We start from the raw sequence: 21069 nt of genomic DNA, 5'->3' as shown, positions 1-21069 counted from the left end.
ATTTGGCGGTGACTCTCAAGTTCTCGATTCCCTGGTTTTTTCTCATCATTTGCGCGTTTCTCTGCGTAATTTCAGCGATATATTAGCTCCGCTCTCACACGGAAGTGGGGGTGAACTTACCGCTCTATATGTTCCGACCCATGCGCTGAGATAGAAAAAGTGAAATCAAAAGGATTTACGTTAATGGAGATTACCATTGTGCTTGCCACGTTGGGGTCCATTGCACTCGCGGCGCTACCCATTCTGCTGGATATACACCGCCAAGCTTACGCTTCCATGCTGCACAGTTCTCAATCTTCACTTGGAACCGCACTCAAGTTTTTCCATGCTAAAGTCGTGATTGATGATGCGGAAGAAAGTCGTCACATCACGTACGTGGACCGCAAAGTAAAAATGCTTAGTGGGATGCCAGAAGCGAGTGCAGACAGTATTCGAGCGTTGTTAGAAATTGGTTTGCCAGTCAAAGGAAACTCTCAGATTGATACACCATGCACAGGAAGTGATTTTTGCATTATGGGTCAGCAATACCCAAACAGTGCCCACTTTGTTGAGATCCCTAAATATCAATTTGCGGATCAGTCTGGCTTAGACCGCGTTGTATACATCTGGCCGCAAGGCTATACCTTGACGGAGGAAGCGTGTTATTTCTATTACGTGAATCAGGTTTCGACAGAGTCGATTGTCCGAGGGCATGTTACTGACGGCTGCTAAAGACCAAAACACTCGTTGAGACGTTAGAAAAACACAAAGCCCCAAGCGTAGGACTTGGGGCTTTGTCTATTCTTTGACTCGGCATCATCTAATTAAGTGCTAAATCTCGGCGACCAACTTTTTTAACAGGCGAAGCATCTCTTTTTGTTCTGCTGAATCAAGCGGGCTCATCAGTTCCTTATTTACCGCAAGAGGGATCGGCAGTAGCGTTTCTTTCAGGCGTCGTCCTTCTTCTGTTAGGTAGATACGAAAAGAACGGCGACTGTTAGGATCAGGCTGGCGTTCAACCAAACCAAGCTTTTCTAGCTTGTCTAAAGTGCGAGTCGTTGTTGAGTTCTCTACTTTCGACTTCTCTGCGATGTCGCGTTGCGTGACGCCTTCCTCTTCCCACAAGCACATCATGGTTGGCCAAAGCGCGACGGTTAAGCCATGCTTCTTCAGCTCGGTTTCAAATCGTTTCGCTGCATCGTTGGCAACCACATTGATCATCCAGCCGAAGCTTTCTTGTCTATCAAACTGTTCGCTCATTTTCTTTCTCTAATGATAAAGCAACGATTGCTATGGTAACCAATGTCGCAGCAACTAGCACGCTCAACGCACGGCTTTGCGGCGCGAGATAAACATTTTTTTGTGCATCAGAGTCGCTTTTGCTCGTGATCTGTTTTTAAGTTTGTCGATCATTACTTGGATCAAGCGGAGCATAGAGAACTACCTCCTACTGTCTGTTTGAGGAGAGCTATAACTCTAGGTACAGACGCAACATGTCTTTGTGTTGAATGCCATTTTCCCAAATTGGGTCTGGGTAGTGGAGTAGGAAGTGATTTTTTTCTACCCCTTCTACCCTAAAGCCCAAGCGTTGATAGTAAGTCAGTTGGTAGCCAAATGTTCCTGTACCAAGCACCAACTTTTCGTATGATTGCGCTTTCAACTCTTCAATGACAGTGCGCAATAAATGCGTGCCAATCCCTCGCTTTTGGTGCTCGGGAGCAACGGATACATTCATGATTTCTGCTTGATTGGATGAGCCAGATAATGGCAGTGCGACACAAGCTCCAATGATCTGCTTTCCTTCTAGCGCGACAAATCCCAGCGATTCTTCTAGATAATGCTTAACATTATCTTGGTCTGGATCGGCTTCTAACAATAATGCCATTGGAATTTTGGTCGGTGCTAAAGCTTGGTATTCAATCATCATTGGCTCAAGTTAAATTAATCAATTTATTAAGTATAGCGAACGGTTAGACTAAAAATAATTTTCTAATCACGCTATGATCGCTTCAGCACCATTTTTTGGCTCATCAGGTGCTTACCATTGGGCAGCAATACTTCACCAAGTTCGCCGCGATGCTCGAAGCCAAATTGTTCATACAGTGTAATGGCAGGAAGGTTGTTCTTATAAACATTAAGCACAATGGTGTCGTAGCCATATTGCCAGCCGTGCTGAATCGCAAGCGTGAGCAGTTGTTTGCCTAATCCTTTACCTCGATACTTGCGATCAATATGAATCCCCAAAATTCCTGTTTTAGCGAATTCCCCCCCTTCATAGCCACACATTTCTGCAGGAAAGACTTCAACGCTGCCTACTACGTGTTTGTCGTTCAATGCGATAAATTGAGGAATGGATTCTTTTTCTACCCGTGTGAGCACTTCCGTTAGCATTTCTCGGCCTGGGGCAGGGGAGCGTAAATATTCTCCTTCTTCATAGACGCGATTCCATAGTGCGATGAAGTGGTCAATATCGTTTACGGTGATGGGTCTAATTTGCATTCATCTTCCTTGATTAGTGCATAACGTATCGTTGATTATGAGTCAGTCAATTGAGACAAACAGTGGATTTGATGGGGAATAGGTTGATTGGGTGCAGGCACACCTTGAGCATTGAACCAGATGACGTTTAATCCTGCTTCCAATGCGGGGTAAATGTCTTTCTCTGGTACATCGCCCACCATGGTGAGTTGGTTTGGTTCAACGTTTAATTGTTCTGCGACTGCGAGATAGAAGTCGGGTTGGTTCTTTGCAATACCAAGGTTGGCAAAACAGAAATAACCGGAGATATATTGGTCGAGCTCGACCCGCTGAAAGGCTTCTTGCACATCTTCCATGGCAGAATCCGATGCACTGGTGGCAATATAAATGGGGTGATGCTGCGAGAGTGTCGCTAGGGTTTCTCTTGCATGTGGAATGGTTTCCACGTGTTCCCAATCGCACATTTTTCCTTGTGCGTGAGGAAAATCGACCATCAAGGTGTTTCCCCAATCGAAAAGATAAATCATGTTCGAATCTCCATTATACCCAAGTAACCTCGAGATGCTTGGTTCAGCGAGAATGACTTGGTTTGTAGACGCGGCGGCGATTTAAAGGTTTAGTGGGTCTAAATCAAGAATCGACAACAAAGTATACAAGCCAAGCCCCTTACTATTTGCAAAGAGTGCCCTTCGGGAGCGTGTACTTGACCCGATTGCTGCGTCAAACAACTTGGAAAGAGCTGGCTATTCCGCTTCGTTGTTTTCCTTGCTTACTTTCGGTAAACAGAGAATCAATGACAACGCTCTGAATCCTGCATCTTGAAGTCACTTGGGTATATCCGTACATCATATCGTCTTTTCGAAAAGGGAAGAAAAGCAAGAAAGATAAATGCGATTCACGTTAGCTTTAACAGTGAAATTCGCTCAAATGTCGTGATCGTTACAAACATTTCATCATCAGGCGTGAATTGGTGGCAAAGCCGAGTTTGTCGTAAAACTGTTGTGCGGCTTGGTTGAATTCCATGACTTCTAATCGGATCTGAACGGCTCCAAATGCGCGGGCCCACTGCTCAACTTCGGTCATAAGTAAACGGCCTATGCCTTTTGTTTTTTGGTTTTCATCCACGACGATGGTACCTATTCGGCAAATCGGGTCTTTGATGAGGAAGCTGATGGTTTCGTTTTGAGTGATGTGCGCGGTAATAAAACCAAGAACCTGTTGGCCTTCTTCTGCTATCAGAATCAATCGTTTTTCATCGGCTAATGCATTAGCGAGAAACGTTTTGTCCTCTTCTGAAGGCGCGACAAAGGATTGTGGTGCGTTGATGTAGTGAAGCGCACTTATTTGGTTATTTAATTCAAAGAGTGATTCTAAATCATTGGGTGTTGCTTGTCTTACTCTCATTGTTCTTCCTTAATTTCCACCGGCAAGATCGATAAACGATCCCGTGACATAAGAGGCTTCATCACTCAGTAACCAAGCGATGGCGTTAGCGACCTCTTCGACCGTCCCACCTCGCTTGAGCGGGATTTTTGAGCGAAGTCTTTCGACGCGATCTGGTTCGCCGCCGTCAGCATGAATATCGGTATAGATGCAACCGGGACGAACACCGTTAACACGAATATTTTGTTCGGCCAGCTCCAAAGATAACCCTTTGGTGAGTGAGTCCATGGCTCCTTTTGATGCGGCGTAATCGACGTACTCGAAGGGGGCGCCAGAACGCGAGGCAGCAGAAGACACATTCACGATGGCGTTGCCAGATTCAAATCGCTTTGCAGCTTCACGGCAGCATAAAAAACAGCTCGTCACGTTGGCATTCATGACGTTTTGAAAACGTTCAAGGCTCATGTCGGCAAGGCGAGATTGAGTGAATAAGATGCCCACGTTATTGACTAAATGCGTGATTTTTCCGAGCGCTTGTTCTGTTTGTTCAAAGAGCGCTATTACTTGTTGCTCATGAGAAACATCGGCTTGGATAGCAATGGCTTTACCACCACTACCTTTGATCTCTGCAACAACTTGATTTGCGGCATCGCTGTGGCTGAGGTAGTTTACGCATACTGCATAACCGTGTCTGGCCAATAGCTTTGCGGTTGCTGCACCTATGCCTCGGCTTGCGCCAGTAATGATGACTACTTTCTGCAAAATACGTCCTTATTTTTGTCGTGAATAGATTTTATCGGCGTACTTTTTACCACCGATTTCATACGCTTCTGGGATCACTTGTTCGAGAGTGAATCCGCATTTTTCTAACACCCGTTCAGAACCAATATTCCCTTCCGTTACGGTGGCGGAGAAGTGCGAAATTTGATGTTCGTTTTGCGCCCAACCTAGAACGGCAGTCAGAGACTCTGTGCCGTATTGCTGACCATAGAATTCAGGCAGCAATAAATACCCAACTTCGGCTTTACCGTCTTGCAGCACAAACCCTGTAACACCAATGGGTTGGGCACTTTTCTTTTCATAAATCACCAAGCACAACCAATGATCACTTTGTGGTGTCCATATTGGTAGTCGAGATTCAAAGTTTTGCTCAAGTTCAGCCTCCGAGGGAGGGTCAAAACAAAGGGCGATAATTTGTGGGTCAGTGCAAAGTCGCTGGTAAAGAGACCAATGTTCATGAGTGATTGGCGCAAGAGAGAGTCTTGTTGTCGTTAACTGCATCAGTGAGCTTCCTTATTGCGCGGACTTTCAACAGTTTGTCATTCATTCTGTAGCGTAATCAAGTCATTGCATTTATTTGAATTATTTGTCGAGTGAATGATAAGTGAGAAAAATAAAATTCTGACAATATCGCTGTGTGAATGAAAGTTGCAGAATTTCATTCGCAAGGCATAAGTTGTAATACGCTTATGATGTGGATCAATAACTCGTACTACTAAAGAGGTAAATTACGATGATAAATTACTAAATGTGAGAGTTTGTTTCTAATTATGTCGATTAAAAAAAGATATGTCGCTTTACTGGTCGCTGCCGGTGTTGGTGTTGGTGTAGGTTGGTTAACATTGGGCGGTTCTGCTGCTGTTATGCATTACACGTCCGATACTGAGTTTTGTGTCTCTTGCCACTCTATGGAAATGCCTTATAAGGAGTATCAAGGCTCAGTTCACTTTAGTAATGCCAAAGGTATTCGCGCAGAATGTTCAGACTGTCATATCCCTCAAGAACCAATGGATTACTTGATCACCAAAATCCGTGCTTCGAAAGACATTTACCATGAGTTCGTTACTGGCAAGATTGATACGTCAGAAAAATACGAAGCACACCGTAAAGAAATGGCTGAAACAGTATGGGAGCAATTCCGAGAGAATGATTCCGCTACATGTCGTTCTTGTCATGATTTCGATGCAATGGAGCAGTACGAGCAATCTCGTGATGCTGCCAAAATGCATGAGTATGCGAAAGCGAACGATCAAACCTGTATCGACTGCCATAAGGGTGTTGCGCACTTCGCTCCTGAAGCTCAGTTAGACAGCAAAGCTTTTGATGCTTTGATGGCGTTCACTAAACAAACGACGGCAGATGCAAAAGTAGTTTATCCAGTAACGGCTATCTCTATGGGGGATTACGGTACGCTGAATCCAACTGCAAAACTAGAGGTTGTGAAAGCGAATGGTGACGACCGCACTGTAACTCTAAACGCATTTCAGATGAAAGGCGCGGAACAAGTGCTTTACATGGGTGAAGGTCAACGTGCAATCGTTGCGACATTAGCAGAACAAGGTCAGAATGCGCTTAAAACAGGCGAATACGAAGCAGACGTATACGGTAACGAATGGCGTTCAGTAGCGCTAACTGGTGACATCGACTCCCCTGTAGTGGATACACTTAAACCAGTATGGTCTTATGCCGAAGAACTAGACAACGTTTACTGCGCTACCTGTCACGCAAAAATCCCTGGTGAACACTTCACCGTTAACGCATGGGGTCCAGTTGCGAAAGGTATGGGTGCTCGTACAGATATCTCTCCTGAGAACTTAGAGCTACTTACTAAATACTTCCAAAACCACGCGAAAGACGTTGTTGGTCACTAAGCATTAAAAGGGTAAAACAATGACAGAAATTACACGTCGCGGATTTTTAAAAGGCACAGGCATGGCTGCAGGTGCTATGGCGTTTACTTCATTATCACCAATGTCAGTGGCGGCATCGAATGAGCGTGGTAAAGGCGTATTAACTGCGGGTCGTATGGGACCAATGCTGTGTGAAGTGAAAGATGGCAAACTGATTTCGACTACCAATGCTGTTCCACAAACGGTCTTCAACAGTCTACAAACAACAGGGCCAGACCAAGTTCATACTAAAGCTCGTATCAAATGCCCAATGGTACGTAAGGGTTTTCTAGCAAATCCATCTGCACCTGAAGGTGTTCGTGGTGGTGATGAGTTTGTGCGTGTATCTTGGGAAGAGGCTTACAAGCTGCTTCATGAACAACATATGCGTATTCGCGCCAATAACACGCCTGACGCTATTTTTGCTGGCTCTTACGGCTGGCGTTCAAGTGGTGTTTTACACAAAGCGCAAACATTGTTGCAACGTTATATGGGCATGGCTGGTGGCTATTCTGGTCACATGGGTGACTACTCAACAGGTGCTGCTCAAGTCATCATGCCTCACGTAGTGGGTTCTATCGAAGTTTATGAACAGCAAACTACTTACCCAATGGTGTTAGAGCATAGTGATGTCGTTGTACTTTGGGGGCTGAACCCAATGAACACGCTAAAAATTGCTTGGAGCTCAACAGACTGCTCTGGTTTAGAATTTTTCCATCAATTGAAAAAGTCGGGCAAGACAGTTATTGCTATCGACCCTATGCGTTCTGAAACGATCGAGTTCTTTGGCGATAACGCTCAGTGGATTGCACCTCACCCAATGACTGACGTAGCGATGCTAATGGGTATTGCGCATACACTTGTGAAACAAGGTAAGCACGATAAAGCATTTATCGAGAAGTACACTACGGGCTATGACGTTTTCGAAGCTTATCTGATGGGTAAAGAAGACGGCGTAGAAAAGTCGGCAGAATGGGCATCTAAGATCTGTGGCGTGCCAGCAAAACAGTTAGAGCTATTGGCTGATATCTTCAGTAAAAACCGCACTATGTTAATGGCGGGCTGGGGTATTCAGCGTCAGCAGTTTGGTGAGCAACGCCACTGGATGATCGTGACGTTGGCAGCAATGCTTGGTCAGATCGGTCTACCAGGCGGTGGTTTTGGTTTCTCTTACCATTACTCAAATGGTGGTAACCCTTCGCGTGATGCTGGCGTACTTCCAGCGATGTCAGCTTCGTTAGGGGCTGTAGCCGGTAGTGATGAGCGTGGCTGGTCTGCGACGGGTAAAGTGATGAACTCATTCCCTGTTGCGCGTATTGTTGAAGCTTTGGAAAACCCAGGTCAAGTGTACAAACACAACGGTCATGAGCGTGTGTTCCCTGATATCAAGATGATTTGGTGGGCCGGCGGCGGCAACTTTACTCACCACCAAGATACAAACCGTCTGATCAAAGCTTGGCAAAAACCAGAATTGGTCGTTATCTCGGAAATTTACTGGACCGCTGCGGCGAAACATGCGGATATCGTACTGCCTATTACCACGTCGTTTGAACGCAATGACTTAACGATGACTGGCGACTACAGTAACCAACACTTAGTACCAATGAAACAGGTTATTGAACCTCAAGGTGAAGCGCGTAACGACTTCGATGTATTTGCGGATATGGCAGAGTTGCTTGCTCCGGGTGGTCGCGAAGTTTACACCGAAGGCAAAACTGAAATGGAATGGCTGTATCAATTCTACAAAGCAGCACAACAAGGTGGTCGAGCACAACGCATCGCAATGCCAAACTTCAGTAAGTTCTGGGAAGATAACCAACTGATCGAAATGAAATGGAATGAGAAGAACGCACAATTTGTTCGTTACGCTGATTTCCGTGAAAATCCGATTATGAACCCATTAGGTACGCCAAGTGGTAAGATTGAGATCTTCTCTAAGACAATCGAAGGCTACCAGCTTGAAGACTGTCCTCCACACCCAACTTGGATGGAGCCAACGGAGTACACTGGCAACGCAAAACAAGATGAACTTCAGCTAATGACAGCGCACGCGGCGCATCGTCTACACAGCCAGTTCAACTATGCGAAGATTCGTGAAGAGTACGCGATTGCAGACCGTGAGCCGATTTCTATCCACCCAGAAGATGCGAAAGCGCGTGGCATTAAGACAGGTGACTTGGTCCGTGCTTACAATGGTCGTGGTCAAGTGTTGGTAGGCGCTTTGGTTACTGACGGCATCAAGCAAGGTTCTGTTTGTATTCACGAAGGTGGCTGGCCAGATCTAGATAAGAAAACGGGGATTTGTAAAAACGGTGGTTGTAACGTCCTAACACTTGACATCCCAACCTCGCGCCTTGCGAACGGCTGTGCTGCAAACTCTGCATTAGTGCGTATCGAGAAGTACGAAGGTCCAGTGTTAGAATTAACGGCATTCACACCGCCTAAGAACGCTTAATATTGGTTTAAACCGAACGCTAAATACCAAAGAAGCCAGTAATTTGCTGGCTTCTTTTTTTATCTATTTTTTAAGACTTTTACTTGGTCGCTAAGGCAACGAAAGGCGCTTTTTGGGTAATTTGAAATGTGGGTAGCAACGTAAATACCACAGCGACAAACACCACTGAACCAATCAAATCTTCAATACGATGCATGCCAAGCCACAAACGGCTGTACGCTACGCCCATTGCCCATACCCACAAAGTTGCAGCAGAGAGATAGCACTTATTCTGCAAAAACAACCCACCGAAGAAGGCTAAGCAGATAGAAACGAAAATCGTATGACCGGATGGGAAAGAGTAATCCTTTTCACCTTGCCAGTGACGAGTACGCCATTCACTGACTTTTTCTGAAATCTCTCCAATCACACTCGCTTGTTGAGCTGTCTCTAACTGATAAAACGCTTCTGGATGTTCAATCAGTTGTTCTGCGGCAAGCAGTTCTGTGTATGGACGTGGGCTTTCTGTCATCAGCTTTAACCCTGTTTTGCTGGCAAAACCAATCACCAACAGCAAGCCCAGCATGGAGAGTTTTTGCATCCATTCTGTGTTAGTTGGCTTAAATCGGTACAGCGATAACGCCAACAAAGTTAGGGTAATCAAAAAGCCTTTGCTGCCCGCTGAGTCTGTTAGCAGAGTAAAGATAATGCCTGTGCCATCAGAAACGTGAGAAGTGAGATCGTGATATGAGGCAAACAGTGAGATCGTGACGATACCAAGGATGAACAAGGCGAGCATCATCAAACCGTATTTTTTAGTTTTCATGAAAAGTCATACAGCAGTCGAAAATAGGCGGCTATCTTACGACAATCGATGTGAAAAACTTATCAACGCTCTGTCAATTCGAGCGTGAAAGTGACATTGCAGGTCTTCGTTGTGAAAGGAGGGGCTGTTGAAAGTATTAAGAGGCAAACGCGCTCATCCATAAGCGCTTTGTTCTTGGAGTGAACAAGGTTAGCTCATCAACCCTAATAAATATTCCGATGCCGCTTTGGGATCTTCTGCGTGGCAAATTGCTGAAACCAAAGCCAAGCCGTGGACACCAGTGGCGCTGAGCTGCGGAATGTTATTTTCGTTAATGCCGCCAATGGCAACAATCGGCAGTGAAGTCGTCTCTAACGCCATCTTCAAACCATCAATACCCCAATGTTTTTTGGTGTTGGTTTTGGTCGGCGTCGCGAAGATTGCGCTCAAACCGATGTAATCAATCGGCAGAGAGTCTGCTTCTCCAAGCTGCTCTTCATTTTCGATAGATAAGCCGAGAATTTTGTTTGGTCCAATCAACTCACGAGCGATAGTTGCGGGCATGTCTGATTGCCCGAGATGGACACCATCAGCATCGACAGCCAGTGCGACATCAACGCGGTCATTGATGATCAAAGGCACATCGGTATCTTTAAGGATGTCTTTAACGGCTTGAGCACGTTCGATAAACGCACGCACATCGCCGTGTTTTTCGCGGACTTGTACCATGGTTACGCCACCTTCCACGGCTTTTCTCACAACACGCTTTAGTGTTGCTAAATCTTGTTGGTCATCGGTGACCAAATATAAACGATAGGCGTTCATTTTATTTCCTTTGGGCCTCTCATCCAGATGCAGTGAGAGGCTGGTATTTGATGGAGAAAAACTTAGCTCACTTGCAGTTTTAGATGCTTTGCCAGCGTTTCTTCATCCAACTGGTAAAGCTCATCTAACAGGTTCATTTGCAGACTGCCTGGACCACGAGCTTGTTCCGCTGCAATCCCGCCAACAATGCCCAGTACCGCCGCTGCAGCAAGTCCGGTGTTATCACCAACAGCAGCAAAAGCGCCCGTCAGTGCCGTTAGCGTACAACCCATTCCGGTTACGTATGGCATCATCTCGTGACCGTTGTTTAGTTGCACGGTTTGCTCTTTCGTGACGATGTAATCAGTCTCGCCAGAAATCACCACGCTTGCACCGTACTCTGCGACTAAGAAGTTGGCTGCCCCAAGTGCTGTGTCACTGCTGTCTAACGCATCGACGCCTTTGCTTTGTGCTTGCTCGCCAGCGAGTGCAATGATTTCTGAGGCGTTACCACGGATGATGAGTTTGTCTGCAAGGCGTGCGATTTCACGTGATGTCTCGGTACGTAGCGAACTTGCTCCGCAACCAACGGGATCGAGCACAACGATTTTGCCATTGGCATTGGCTTGCTCTACGGCATAGCTCATACGCGGCGTCCAAACGCTGTCTAGGGTACCGATGTTTATAACCAGCGAGCCGGCGAACGACATCATCTCTGCCATTTCCTGCTTGGAGTGCGCCATGATTGGAGAAGCACCGATAGCCAATAGGGCGTTTGCCGTGTTATTCATCACCACGTAGTTAGTGATGTTGACGACTAATGGCTTTTGCTGGCGTACGGCGGTTAATGCTTGGGTGATTTGTTCAATTAACATGAGACTCTCCGATTAATCTTGCTGAGCGTTCAGACCTTGTTGCCAGAATGCTACTTCCATACGCGTTGCGGTTTTGAATACCTGAATCAGGTTTTGACCGCGCTGGCTATTGATATCGATTTCCGCCAATAACTGATTAAAGTGCTCTGCACCTTTTGCGACACCTGATTGAAACTCCTCACCACCGTAGAGGTTGATCCAGCTTGCGTATGGATTGCCTTCGATTACCGTGCTCTCATCTTCAATCAGCATCTTACCGATTACGGCATAACCGATAGAGCATGGCGCTAGTGCCGCGTATAGATCAACAAGATCGCCGGTCATGCCAGCATCTAATACGTAACGGGTATAAGCTACCGTACCGAAATCTTCTGGCTCGTTTTCTAAGTCGGATTCTGTCAGTCCCCATTGCTCGCAGTAAGTCACGTGGTGGGCGATTTCAGAATCTAGCAATGCATGTACGCTTGGTAGGGCACGGCGCATGTCATCCAAAGTACGTGCTTTGTAGATCGCTAATGCGTAAGCTCGTGCGTACTGTTTTAGGAAAAGAAAATCCTGCTTTAGATAGTGCAGAAAACAAGGTTGAGCCAGAGTGCCTTTCGCCAATTGCTGCACGAAAGCATGCTCGGTGTATTCTTGCCAATCTTGTTGGCAAGCGTCGATCAAATCTTGGTATTTCATTATGGGTATCTCGTTATCAAAAGACCCTAGGCTTAGCTCCTAAGATCAGTAGAATTAGTCAAAGTTCGGTACGTAATCTTTCGCTTTTGGCAGTGTTTCGATGATTTTTTGTGAATACATGAATTCGGCATAGTCATCGTAGCGTTTCAGATCTACTGCAGATGGACGAAGAGCGAAACGAGTTAGCGTGTCGTTCCAAGCGCGTTGGTTAAGCTCGTTGTTGAGGGTGTCTGGTGAATAAGCCACAAACTCTTTCCATGACTCTTTTGGATGGTTAACGATGTAAGTGGTCGCTTGCTCTAGTGCTTTGTTGAATGCCTTGATGGCTTCTTTGTCGTAGGTTTTTGCATTGGCTACGAAGACTAACTCGTCATACGCTGGCACGCCGTGTTCTTCAGGGAAAAAGGCCTTAGCTTTATAACCTTCTAGTGCAAGTTGGTTGGTTTCGAAGTTACGTAGACCGCCCCAAATCGCATCCACTTTGCCAGACGCAAGAGACGAAGACAGCGCCCAACCTACGTTGATGATTTGTACGTCAGAAAACTTCACGTTCTCTTGTGCAAGCATAGTGCCGATTGTTGCTTCTTCGTTGCCCGCGATAGCAATACCGATCTTCTTACCTTTCAAGTCACCAAGGTTTTCATTCTTACCGTTATCCAACACCATCAGCGTGTTGAGTGGCGTAGCAATCAAAGTCGCAGAGCGGATTAGTGGCAAACCAGCCGCGACATCGATGGTCAGGCTTGGTTGGTAAGAAATCGCCATGTCGACTTTACCCGCCGCGACCAACTTAGGTGGTGTGCTTGGATCTGCAGGCTCTTGAATGTTGACCTTCAAGCCTTGTTCTTTGAAGTAACCGCGTTCTTTGGCAATCACGATAGGGCCATGGTTTGGGTTGACGAACCAATCCAACATCAGCGTCATCTCTTTTTCAGCAGCAAGCACGTTGGTTGATACCACTGAAGCGAGTAGAGCAGCAGCGCTCATAAGTTTGTTTTTATTCACGGGGTTCTTCCTTTTCTTTCCCTATTTCCTTTGGTTATTTTCTGCAATTACTTGCTTTCCCAAGGGATGGCTTTTTTCAATAATTTATCGGTGATGAAGTAGAGTGAGATAGACAGCACGGCGAGGATAAACAGCGTCGCAAACATCTCATCAATGATCATGCGAGCGTTGGCTTGGAGCATCAGATACCCCAAGCCTTCACTTGAACCTACCCACTCACCGACCACTGCTCCAATTGGCGCAATAACGACGGCAACACGAATACCTGAGGCTAAAGTTGGTAGGGCGGCTGGCAATTGAATATGACGAAGTAACTGCCATTTAGACGCGCCCATGGTCTTGGCAAGGTCGAGGTAACCTGTTGGTGTATTGCGCAAACCGTCGTAGCAACATGTCGTGACGGGGAAAAAGATGATGATCGCCGCCATGACGACTTTCGATGCAATGCCGTAACCGAGCCAAAGCATGAGTACTGGCGCGATAGCGAACACAGGGATCGCTTGGCTAGCAATCAGAATTGGCAGTAACCAACGCTTCAGCGGTTCGAACATCAGCATTTGCAATGCGAACAGCAAACCCATCGATAATCCAAGCGCCAAGCCAAGTAGAATCTCTTGCGCGGTAACCCAAGTATGTTTGAGCAGGACATCGTAACGAGTGACCAATCTATCCAGCACTTCAATTGGTGAAGGTAAGATGAAGCTTGGCATGTCGAATACCACAACAACCAACTGCCACAATCCCAAGATCACCGCTGTGCTAATGACCAAGCGCAGAGCCGGATGGGTCACGCGTTCTTTTTTACTAATACGTGCCGAAACGGAGTTGTACTGAGTCATATCACTCATAGTCTTTCTCCAATTGATCCAAAATCGCCTGTTGTAGTGCCGCGCACCCTCCATCGAGAACTCGCGGCGGCTTGGAGTCTGGAACGACCAAGTGCTGAGCTTGCGCAGGCGTGCCTTGCAACACATAGAGTTGGTGAGCTAATCGCACCGCTTCTTGTGGGTCGTGGGTAATCAGAACAACCGTCTTATCTTTCAGTAATTCGGCAGACAAGGTTTGCAACTTATGGCGAGTAACCGCATCCAACGCAGAGAAAGGCTCATCCATCAGAACTAGAGGCTTGTCTTGCATCAGAGTGCGAGCAAGGGCAACACGTTGTCTCATGCCGCCAGAGAGCTGAGCTGGCTTAGCATCCGCGTAATCTGTGAGTCCCACTTGGTTGAGTAAAGTCAGTGCACGTTGTTTATCTTGTTCTGGTGCTTGGTCTTGAGAAAATCGAGAACTGAGGCAGACGTTGTCTAACACATTTAGCCATGGTAGCAACAAGTCTTGTTGTGCCATGTAGGCAATACGTTCGTGTAGGGCGATGCCATCCGTGGTGGTTAATTCACCATGCCATTCGACTTTGTCGTCTAACAACCCCGCGAGATAACGAAGGATCGTCGTTTTTCCGCAACCACTGCGGCCAAGTAACACAGTCCATTGATTAGCAGGGATAGTCATACTCAACCCTGCTAATGTTGGTGTTTGGCTGTCTTTGTATTGCAGACTTGCTTCGGTAAGCTGAATGCCGAGTGCATTAGCGCACATCTTTACTTTTCCCAAAATTAGGACCTGCAAAAAAATGGTTCACAGGGCCGTGACCTTTACCGACATCCAATTCATCAGCGTGTGCGATAGCTTGGCTGATGTACTGCTTACCTAGGTGCACCGCTTTGTGCAGGTTGTTGCCTTGGCCAAGGTAAGACGCGATAGCAGAAGACAGCGTGCAGCCTGTGCCATGGGTGTTTTTGGTTGGAAAGCGTTTAGCGCTGATTAACTCGGCGCTATCTTGCATGATCAGCAGATCGTTGCTGTTTTCGTCTTTTTCTAAGTGGCCGCCTTTTAACAGCACCGCTTTTGCACCGAGCGCGCGTAGATCAGCAATCATATCGTTCATTTCAGATTCTGATTGAGGCACTGGCTTACCCGTCAATGCTGCGCCTTCGGGTAGGTTAGGGGTAATGATGTCTGCGAGCGGAATCAATTCTTCTTTTAAAGTGCTGATTGCCGACTGTTCCAGTAATAGATCGCCGCTGGTGGCCACCATTACAGGGTCAATCACGAGGTGTTTTGGCTGGTATTGTTTAATTTTGTTGGCAACAACCTTGATGATGTTGGAGTCGGCCAGCATGCCCACTTTGACTGCAACGATGTTGAGGTCGGTAAATACCGCATCGAGTTGGCTCTCTACATGGTCGAGAGGAATGGGAAAAATCGCAGAAACGCCTTGGGTATTTTGCGAAGTAATCGCCGTGATTACCGAGCAAGCAAAACTGCCGGTTGCGGACATCGCTTTGATGTCGGCTTGAATGCCTGCGCCGCCGCCACTATCAGAACCTGCAATCGTCAACACAATCGGTGTGTCTATTGAAGTTGCTGCTTGTGGCTGTGTTGATGGTTTTTCTTGGCTTGACTGCTGCGCCATGGTCGCTCCTATTACAGACGTATAGGAACTGACTTGGCCATCGCAAGGGAAGATCGGTGATCGGATCCGTTGAGACTAGCTGTACTAATAGAGACTCAAGCAGGCTAGTGGCAAAGTGATGATAGTTCCCTACGTCAGTGCTAACTGAATCAGGTTCAACGGGTCTCGATTTCGATCTCAGCCGACGCATTCAATGCATGGGCCCCCCGACTATTTCGTCAAGATAATAGCAGTTCACTCAGTTACGGTGCACGTGTTTTTTCCGGCCAAGAGGGGGCAATCGATTAAATATGAGACTTGAGAGCGGTAACGAGAGAACAGAATTTAGCGTAAATAACGTGCTGCATTGAAACTGGCAGTTCAAGACACTATCTAATAGTGAGATGTCGACATAATACGTAACGAATCGTTCTTTGATTTAGCAAGGATTAGCATAAAACAAGGTTAAAAAAGTGTTAATATTTAACGCGTTGCCAATATGCTTTTGAGTCATCCAATTTAGGTTGTGACTGTTATAAACAGAGTCTAACTCAAAGGTGGGGAAGGCTAGGACGATCAACGAGCAAGGAGATTTCATGCTTAATTCTGTAACAGCGAAAGCGGTGATCGATCATGCCCTCTTTTTAGGGGCTGATTTCGCTGAGCTATTCGTTGAACACCATCAAACCAACACTGTCCAGATCGCATCTGGTGAGGTGGATAAGGTGAACTCGGGTATCGATTTTGGTATCGGTATTCGTCTCTTCTTCGGTCATAAAGTGCTTTACGGTTACACCAACAGCACCGATGAAGCCGAACTTAAACGCGTAACCTCACTACTTGCTGCAAAAGATAAGCGTGAGCAAATCGCGTCAGCAGGTTCTCTCAATCTGAACCGCTACCCAATTCAACATGGTTGTCGTATGCCACTTGGCAAAGACGCTAACCTAGATTCTAAAATCGCTTTCCTATTGCAAGTTGACCAAGCTGCACGTGCAGAGAGTGAACATATCAGCCAGTTCATTGGCAGTGTGCTTCAGCGTGAACAGCAAGTGTCTATCTTCAATTCAGAAGGTCTACACGTTGACGATACTCGTCACTACATCCGAGTTGCTGGTAATACTGTCGCTCAAAAAGGTAATGAGCAGTCTTCTGGTATGGAAGGTCCTGGCGCTCTTGCTGGTTGGGAGTTCAGTGAACAGCTGGATGCGAAAGAGCTAGGTCAAACTATCGCGCAGCAAGCGTTAGTAAAACTTGGTGCGGATGCGTGTCCATCGGGTGAAATGCCAGTGGTAATTGGTAACGGCTTTGGCGGTGTTATCTTCCATGAAGCATGTGGTCACTTGCTAGAAACCACTTCGGTTGCGAAGAAAGCGTCAGTATTCCACGACAAGATGGGCGAAATGGTTGCTCACACCGCAGTGAATGCAGTCGATGATGGCACCATGACCAATGAATGGGGCTCGATTCATGTTGATGACGAAGGTATGAAGACTCAGCGCACCCAATTGATCAAAGACGGTAAGCTAACCAGCTTTATGGTCGATAAAATGGGTGGCATGAAGACAGGTTATGAGCCTACGGGTTCTGGTCGTCGTCAAAACTACAAGTTCGCACCAACCTCGCGTATGCGTAACACCTTTATCGAAGAAGGCGAGCATTCACTTGATGACATGCTGGCTGGCATCGAACGCGGTATCTATGCGAAGAAGATGGGCGGCGGCTCGGTTCAGCCGGGTACGGGTGAGTTCAACTTTGCCGTTCGTGAAGCTTACCTCATTGAAAATGGCAAAATCACCAAACCTCTGAAAACAGCAACGCTGATCAGCACGGGTCCAAAAGTGTTGAAAGAAATCAGCATGGTCGGCAAAGACATGGCGCTTGCGCCGGGCATGTGTGGTTCCGTGAGTGGTTCAGTACCAACAACAGTCGGTCAGCCAACGCTGAAAGTAGATAACATTCTGGTAGGAGGCGGTAACTAATGAGCCAAGAACAACAACTTCTTAATGCGGTTGATTACGTCCTATCAGAAGCAAAACGCCAAGGTGCAGAAGCGGACGTCATTGTAAACCGTAACAGTAGCTTTTCTCTGAAAGCGAACCAAGGAAAGCTGGATGAGTACAAAGTAAGCTCAAGCCAAGTTCTGGGCGTTCGTGTTGTGAAAGATGCGCGCGTTGCAACAAGCTATTCTGAGTCGTTAGAGCAACCAAGCTTAGATTTGATGCTGACCAACGCACTGCAAAGCGCTCGCTTTTCCAAGCAAGATGAACATCAGACTATTAGTTGCGTGAACAGCCAAATCGCGACTGATGTTGCCGAAATTTCACAAGAAGATACCACTTCTGTTGACGAAAAAATCGAACTGTCTCTCGCACTTGAGCAAGGCGTAGTAGCTCTGCCTCACGCTTCTAGCGCACCTTACAATGGTTACAGCGATGGCGAAACACAACTGATCATTGCCAATACTCAAGGCACATTGTGTCAACACTTCGAGCGCTCGTTCACTTGTTACGCGTATACCTTGTTTGAAAAAGACGGCAAACAGTCAATGGCGGGTAGAATGTCGCTTGGTCGTCGTTTTGATGAGTTGAATCCAGCTTACTGTATAGAAGGTGGCTACAACCTTGCTCGCGATCTTCTTGAAGGCGCTCCGGTTGCGACAGGTAACTACCCTGCTATCTTCCACATCAATGCGCTAGCAAGTTTATTCGGTGCTTTCGGCAGTGCTTTCTCTGGTGTAAGCGCGATGAAAGGCATTACGCCACTAGGTGACAAGCTTGGTCAACGTGTTGCGAGTGATTTGATTACCTTTACTGATACGGCTTACATGCCAAATGGTATGGCAATCGCGAGTTTTGATAGTGAAGGCTTTGCTACTCAAGACAATGCGATGATTGCTAATGGTGAGTTGAAAACCTTGCTACACAACAGCCAGACCGCAAGTTACTTGGGCGCAGTCTCGACAGCAAGTGCCGCTCGCGGTGCAAAATCGAGCCTAGACGTATCAGCGAATCACAAAGTGATTGCGACAGGCAACAGCAGTGCTTCAGAAGTAAAAGCGGGTGAGTACCTAGAGTTAGTCGAACTTCAAGGAGTCCATTCTGGGGCGGATGCAGTGAGTGGTGATTTCTCGTTTGGTGCGAGTGGCTTCTTGTGCCGTGATGGAGAGCGCCTTCAACCAGTACGTGGTATTACAGTAGCGGGTAACTTCTACAAGATGCTGCAAGAAGTTGAGGCTGTGGGTGATACTCAGCTAATTAACGATAGCCGAACTTTCTTCTCGCCTGACGTTCGCTTTGCTCGTTTGAGCATTGGTGGTAAATAACCCCAGCATTCCTATAGAAACAAAAAGAGGACTCAATGGAGTCCTCTTTTTTATATACCCAAGTGACTTCAAGATGCAGGATTCAGAGCGTTGTCACTGATTCCCTATTTACCGAAAGCAAGCAAGGAAAACAACGCAGTGTAATAGCAAGCTCTTTCCAAGTTGTTTGACGATGAAATTGCGTCAGTGACACGCTCCCAAAGGGCGATTTGCCTTGGTTCGTATGCTTCGTTAACAATTTTTGATTTAGAACCACTAGATCTTCAAATTGTTGCCTCGCCTTCAAACTAAGTCATTCTCGCTGAACCTAGCACCTTGAGGTTACTTGGGTATAGAATGGTTAACTCGCGAGAATTAAAATTCGCGGATGTCCAACTCATTGTGGATCAATACCACACACTGAGAAGCGAAAAGCATCTTAGGACCTAAGCTGATCTTCTCTGTGCCAAGGCGCTTTAAGCTATTAAAAGACTTCTTCGGCATCGGAATATGGTCAGTTAGCAAGAAACATGGGTTTCCACCGATTTCTGCATTACGAACAAATTCGCCTTTTTTGTCCAACATATATAGTTGGTGATCTTCTGCCAGTTCTTGCACTAGGCGTTCAAAGCTGACGGTACGAACGGTGATACCAGGTTCGACTTCACGAAGCTGCTCTTTACCCATACCAACCGAAGCGTCTAAAGCGCGAGCCACTGCTGCAATCAAGGTTGACTCATGAAAGCCGCCAATGTTGGTGATGTCGTTGGAGCGAATAGTAATGGTGCGTGAGAAGTCTTTTGTGCTTTCTAAAACCAAGTGCACAACCACGTCTTCACGGTGTGATTGAGCAACGAACATAGTGTTCATCATGGTATGAGCAAGAATCTCTGTATGCGCTTCATTACCAACACCTTCTAACAATGCTTTGCTGGTGGTTGGTGCCGCGCGAGCTCGTAAAACAAAAGAGCGCATGAATTTAGCCTCTATATAGGAAGAGTGAATGCGCGGAAGTATATACCCAAGCAGGGAAGGGATGCGAGTTTAATAGCAAATGTGAACTTACTTACAAAGCTTCGATTGTCGTGCGGAGTGTGCTGGTTAGAATAGAGGCAACCTGTTAGGAGCGGTATATGGAAATCAAAAAAATAAACAAACAAGTCTATAGAAAGAAAGTCAACCTAGTGATTGGTGGCTTTGTTGCCTTGCTTGCTATCTCTTCTCTTGCTTTTAGTACGCTATTAATCGTCTTATTCGGTAATACAGATGTACTACCTGAACAATCGACGGGGAACTTTCATTGGAACTTAATTGGTGTTGTGCTCGCTTTAGCCACTTCACTGTCTTTGTTGAACCAATTCAAAACACGCCCTTATATGGAAGAAGTGTTGTATGTCTGGAGACTCAAGCAGCTGCACAACAAGATCTTTCGCAAACTGAAAAGCGTTAAAGCCGCTTCTGCTGAGCACGATGTAAAAGCGCTTACGATACTTAAGTTCTACTATACGACCCAAAGTCAGGTGTTTGAGCTAGACAACAACACATTAACGATGAGCAGTGTAAATAAAGAATTAGAGGCAATTGAGCAAATCGAAGCGGAGCAATCATTGGGTCTTGATATCACGAGCTTTGAAGAGTCTTGGATAGACACATATTGATTGCCTATTTGCTACTTGAAGTTAACAACTAAGTACTAAAAATAAGCGTTTGAGTGAGATTTCGTCACTCGACGCTTTTTTTTAAGTTTTTTTCTAAAAAAGGGTTGCCAAGAAAAATCATCTCCCTATAATGCGCCTCCGTTGTCAGGGCAAAGCGGAAACGCAAAAGCGGTTGGCAATGAGGCGAAAGAAAAGCTTCTAAAAATTAATTTTAAAAAGTGTTTGACACTAAGAATTAATTCCTTAGAATACGCCTCCGCTTCGATAGCAAAGCTTACGAAGCAAGCTCTTTAACAATATAGACCTATCAATCTGTGTGGGCACTCGTTGATGATAATCCAATTAGATACCTCGGTATCAAATTAGGTTTCAATGAACTGAGTGACCAATCAAGACTTCTTTTGGCAACATTAGGGGACTTGGCACAGTCAATTCATTATCGTTCTGTTGGAACGATAATAGCTTTAAAATTACTTCTTACTTTCGAGTAAGGATGAGTTTTGAAGTCAGTATTCGTTGAGCCGAACAAAATCTTAAATTGA

Annotated in this window: 22 protein-coding genes and 1 riboswitch; of the genes, 6 read left to right on the top strand and 16 right to left on the bottom strand. The window is 46.1% G+C overall.

Translation table 11 applies throughout. From position 1 onward, the window contains the following. Positions 1–159: 159 nt before the first annotated feature. Positions 160–711 (top strand): type II secretion system protein, encoded by a 552-nt coding sequence (locus tag C1S74_RS17320; protein ID WP_258075229.1) that lies wholly within the window; start codon positions 160–162, stop codon positions 709–711. 99 nt (positions 712–810) lie between these two features. On the opposite strand, the gene C1S74_RS17315 is transcribed toward C1S74_RS17320, so the two are convergent. The 7 genes from C1S74_RS17315 to C1S74_RS17285 all read right to left on the bottom strand — a co-directional run bounded on the left by C1S74_RS17315 (position 811) and on the right by C1S74_RS17285 (position 5121). Next, complete coding sequence (locus tag C1S74_RS17315) at positions 811–1239, bottom strand: MarR family winged helix-turn-helix transcriptional regulator (RefSeq protein WP_045396230.1); 429 nt, start codon at positions 1237–1239, stop codon at positions 811–813. 208 nt (positions 1240–1447) lie between these two features. After that, a complete protein-coding gene (locus C1S74_RS17310; RefSeq protein ID WP_045396228.1) occupies positions 1448–1903 on the bottom strand; it encodes a GNAT family N-acetyltransferase in 456 nt (151 codons plus the stop codon). Between the two features lie 74 nt (positions 1904–1977). Then, positions 1978–2478 (bottom strand): GNAT family N-acetyltransferase, encoded by a 501-nt coding sequence (locus C1S74_RS17305; protein WP_045396225.1) that lies wholly within the window; start codon positions 2476–2478, stop codon positions 1978–1980. A 35-nt stretch (positions 2479–2513) separates the two neighbouring features. Next, positions 2514–2984 (bottom strand): HAD family hydrolase, encoded by a 471-nt coding sequence (locus C1S74_RS17300; protein WP_045396222.1) that lies wholly within the window; start codon positions 2982–2984, stop codon positions 2514–2516. 412 nt (positions 2985–3396) lie between these two features. After that, a complete protein-coding gene (locus tag C1S74_RS17295) occupies positions 3397–3861 on the bottom strand; it encodes a GNAT family N-acetyltransferase (protein WP_045396220.1) in 465 nt (154 codons plus the stop codon). Between the two features lie 9 nt (positions 3862–3870). Continuing rightward, positions 3871–4602, bottom strand: a complete 732-nt coding sequence (locus C1S74_RS17290; RefSeq protein WP_045396218.1) for an SDR family oxidoreductase — start codon at positions 4600–4602, stop codon at positions 3871–3873. A 9-nt stretch (positions 4603–4611) separates the two neighbouring features. Further along, positions 4612–5121: a GNAT family N-acetyltransferase gene (locus tag C1S74_RS17285; RefSeq protein WP_045396216.1), complete on the bottom strand. Its 510-nt coding sequence runs from the start codon at positions 5119–5121 to the stop codon at positions 4612–4614. Positions 5122–5390: 269 nt separating this feature from the next. On the opposite strand from C1S74_RS17285, the gene C1S74_RS17280 reads away from it, so the two are divergent. Further along, entirely contained in the window at positions 5391–6491 is a 1101-nt protein-coding gene (locus C1S74_RS17280) for a NapC/NirT family cytochrome c (protein ID WP_045396213.1), read from the top strand. Between the two features lie 19 nt (positions 6492–6510). Next, positions 6511–8964 carry a molybdopterin guanine dinucleotide-containing S/N-oxide reductase gene (locus C1S74_RS17275; RefSeq protein ID WP_045396210.1) on the top strand — a complete coding sequence of 818 codons (2454 nt, stop codon included), beginning with the start codon at positions 6511–6513 and terminating at the stop codon, positions 8962–8964. 79 nt (positions 8965–9043) lie between these two features. Here the strand turns inward: C1S74_RS17275 and C1S74_RS17270 are convergent, their stop codons facing one another. The 8 genes from C1S74_RS17270 to thiD form a co-directional block, all read right to left on the bottom strand. Beyond that, the gene (locus C1S74_RS17270; RefSeq protein ID WP_045396208.1) at positions 9044–9769 is read right to left on the bottom strand and encodes a phosphatase PAP2 family protein; all 726 of its coding nucleotides are present in this window, start codon (positions 9767–9769) and stop codon (positions 9044–9046) included. A 189-nt stretch (positions 9770–9958) separates the two neighbouring features. Next, complete coding sequence (gene thiE, locus C1S74_RS17265) at positions 9959–10573, bottom strand: thiamine phosphate synthase (protein ID WP_045396205.1); 615 nt, start codon at positions 10571–10573, stop codon at positions 9959–9961. 62 nt (positions 10574–10635) lie between these two features. After that, positions 10636–11427, bottom strand: coding sequence for a hydroxyethylthiazole kinase (thiM, locus tag C1S74_RS17260; protein ID WP_045396203.1), 792 nt, complete (start codon positions 11425–11427; stop codon positions 10636–10638). A 12-nt stretch (positions 11428–11439) separates the two neighbouring features. After that, a complete protein-coding gene (tenA, locus tag C1S74_RS17255) occupies positions 11440–12108 on the bottom strand; it encodes a thiaminase II (RefSeq protein ID WP_045396200.1) in 669 nt (222 codons plus the stop codon). Between the two features lie 54 nt (positions 12109–12162). Then, on the bottom strand, positions 12163–13113 hold the full coding sequence (locus tag C1S74_RS17250) for an ABC transporter substrate-binding protein (RefSeq protein ID WP_086047575.1): 951 nt from the start codon (positions 13111–13113) through the stop codon (positions 12163–12165). A 47-nt stretch (positions 13114–13160) separates the two neighbouring features. Further along, entirely contained in the window at positions 13161–13961 is an 801-nt protein-coding gene (locus C1S74_RS17245) for an ABC transporter permease (protein WP_045396199.1), read from the bottom strand. Beyond that, the gene (locus C1S74_RS17240; RefSeq protein WP_045396196.1) at positions 13954–14709 is read right to left on the bottom strand and encodes an ABC transporter ATP-binding protein; all 756 of its coding nucleotides are present in this window, start codon (positions 14707–14709) and stop codon (positions 13954–13956) included. Before C1S74_RS17240 ends, C1S74_RS17245 begins: the two co-directional genes overlap by 8 nt. Further along, the gene (gene thiD, locus C1S74_RS17235; RefSeq protein ID WP_045396194.1) at positions 14699–15586 is read right to left on the bottom strand and encodes a bifunctional hydroxymethylpyrimidine kinase/phosphomethylpyrimidine kinase; all 888 of its coding nucleotides are present in this window, start codon (positions 15584–15586) and stop codon (positions 14699–14701) included. Before thiD ends, C1S74_RS17240 begins: the two co-directional genes overlap by 11 nt. A gap of 109 nt (positions 15587–15695) precedes the next feature. Continuing rightward, a riboswitch (TPP riboswitch) is annotated at positions 15696–15805 on the bottom strand. A gap of 356 nt (positions 15806–16161) precedes the next feature. Here thiD and C1S74_RS17230 point away from each other — a divergent pair. Together C1S74_RS17230 and C1S74_RS17225 are read left to right on the top strand one after the other, a co-directional pair. After that, positions 16162–17547, top strand: coding sequence for a TldD/PmbA family protein (locus C1S74_RS17230; protein ID WP_005435311.1), 1386 nt, complete (start codon positions 16162–16164; stop codon positions 17545–17547). Continuing rightward, positions 17547–18890, top strand: coding sequence for a TldD/PmbA family protein (locus tag C1S74_RS17225; RefSeq protein WP_045396191.1), 1344 nt, complete (start codon positions 17547–17549; stop codon positions 18888–18890). Before C1S74_RS17230 ends, C1S74_RS17225 begins: the two co-directional genes overlap by 1 nt. 354 nt (positions 18891–19244) lie before the next feature. Here the strand turns inward: C1S74_RS17225 and trmY are convergent, their stop codons facing one another. After that, the gene (trmY, locus tag C1S74_RS17220) at positions 19245–19844 is read right to left on the bottom strand and encodes a tRNA (pseudouridine(54)-N(1))-methyltransferase TrmY (RefSeq protein WP_045396188.1); all 600 of its coding nucleotides are present in this window, start codon (positions 19842–19844) and stop codon (positions 19245–19247) included. Between the two features lie 158 nt (positions 19845–20002). Between trmY and C1S74_RS17215 the strand changes: the two genes are divergently transcribed. After that, entirely contained in the window at positions 20003–20527 is a 525-nt protein-coding gene (locus C1S74_RS17215; protein ID WP_045396185.1) for a DUF3087 domain-containing protein, read from the top strand. Positions 20528–21069: the final 542 nt, after the last annotated feature.

Source organism: Vibrio hyugaensis (genome assembly GCF_002906655.1).
GTDB lineage: Bacteria > Pseudomonadota > Gammaproteobacteria > Enterobacterales > Vibrionaceae > Vibrio > Vibrio hyugaensis.
Note: the sequence above shows the minus strand (reverse complement) of the source record. Positions and strands in the feature narration are given on the sequence as shown.

Bases quoted from the DNA above. Each gene is read 5' to 3' on its own strand.
- C1S74_RS17315 (WP_045396230.1), bottom strand. From the start codon at position 1,239: ATGAGCGAACAGTTTGATAGACAAGAAAGCTTCGGCTGGATGATCAAT.
- C1S74_RS17310 (WP_045396228.1), bottom strand. From the start codon at position 1,903: ATGATTGAATACCAAGCTTTAGCACCGACCAAAATTCCAATGGCATTA.
- C1S74_RS17305 (WP_045396225.1), bottom strand. From the start codon at position 2,478: ATGCAAATTAGACCCATCACCGTAAACGATATTGACCACTTCATCGCA.
- C1S74_RS17300 (WP_045396222.1), bottom strand. From the start codon at position 2,984: ATGATTTATCTTTTCGATTGGGGAAACACCTTGATGGTCGATTTTCCT.
- C1S74_RS17295 (WP_045396220.1), bottom strand. From the start codon at position 3,861: ATGAGAGTAAGACAAGCAACACCCAATGATTTAGAATCACTCTTTGAA.
- C1S74_RS17285 (WP_045396216.1), bottom strand. From the start codon at position 5,121: ATGCAGTTAACGACAACAAGACTCTCTCTTGCGCCAATCACTCATGAA.
- C1S74_RS17280 (WP_045396213.1), top strand. From the start codon at position 5,391: ATGTCGATTAAAAAAAGATATGTCGCTTTACTGGTCGCTGCCGGTGTT.
- C1S74_RS17275 (WP_045396210.1), top strand. From the start codon at position 6,511: ATGACAGAAATTACACGTCGCGGATTTTTAAAAGGCACAGGCATGGCT.
- C1S74_RS17270 (WP_045396208.1), bottom strand. From the start codon at position 9,769: ATGAAAACTAAAAAATACGGTTTGATGATGCTCGCCTTGTTCATCCTT.
- thiE (WP_045396205.1), bottom strand. From the start codon at position 10,573: ATGAACGCCTATCGTTTATATTTGGTCACCGATGACCAACAAGATTTA.
- thiM (WP_045396203.1), bottom strand. From the start codon at position 11,427: ATGTTAATTGAACAAATCACCCAAGCATTAACCGCCGTACGCCAGCAA.
- tenA (WP_045396200.1), bottom strand. From the start codon at position 12,108: ATGAAATACCAAGATTTGATCGACGCTTGCCAACAAGATTGGCAAGAA.
- C1S74_RS17245 (WP_045396199.1), bottom strand. From the start codon at position 13,961: ATGAGTGATATGACTCAGTACAACTCCGTTTCGGCACGTATTAGTAAA.
- C1S74_RS17240 (WP_045396196.1), bottom strand. From the start codon at position 14,709: ATGTGCGCTAATGCACTCGGCATTCAGCTTACCGAAGCAAGTCTGCAA.
- thiD (WP_045396194.1), bottom strand. From the start codon at position 15,586: ATGGCGCAGCAGTCAAGCCAAGAAAAACCATCAACACAGCCACAAGCA.
- C1S74_RS17230 (WP_005435311.1), top strand. From the start codon at position 16,162: ATGCTTAATTCTGTAACAGCGAAAGCGGTGATCGATCATGCCCTCTTT.
- C1S74_RS17225 (WP_045396191.1), top strand. From the start codon at position 17,547: ATGAGCCAAGAACAACAACTTCTTAATGCGGTTGATTACGTCCTATCA.
- trmY (WP_045396188.1), bottom strand. From the start codon at position 19,844: ATGCGCTCTTTTGTTTTACGAGCTCGCGCGGCACCAACCACCAGCAAA.
- C1S74_RS17215 (WP_045396185.1), top strand. From the start codon at position 20,003: ATGGAAATCAAAAAAATAAACAAACAAGTCTATAGAAAGAAAGTCAAC.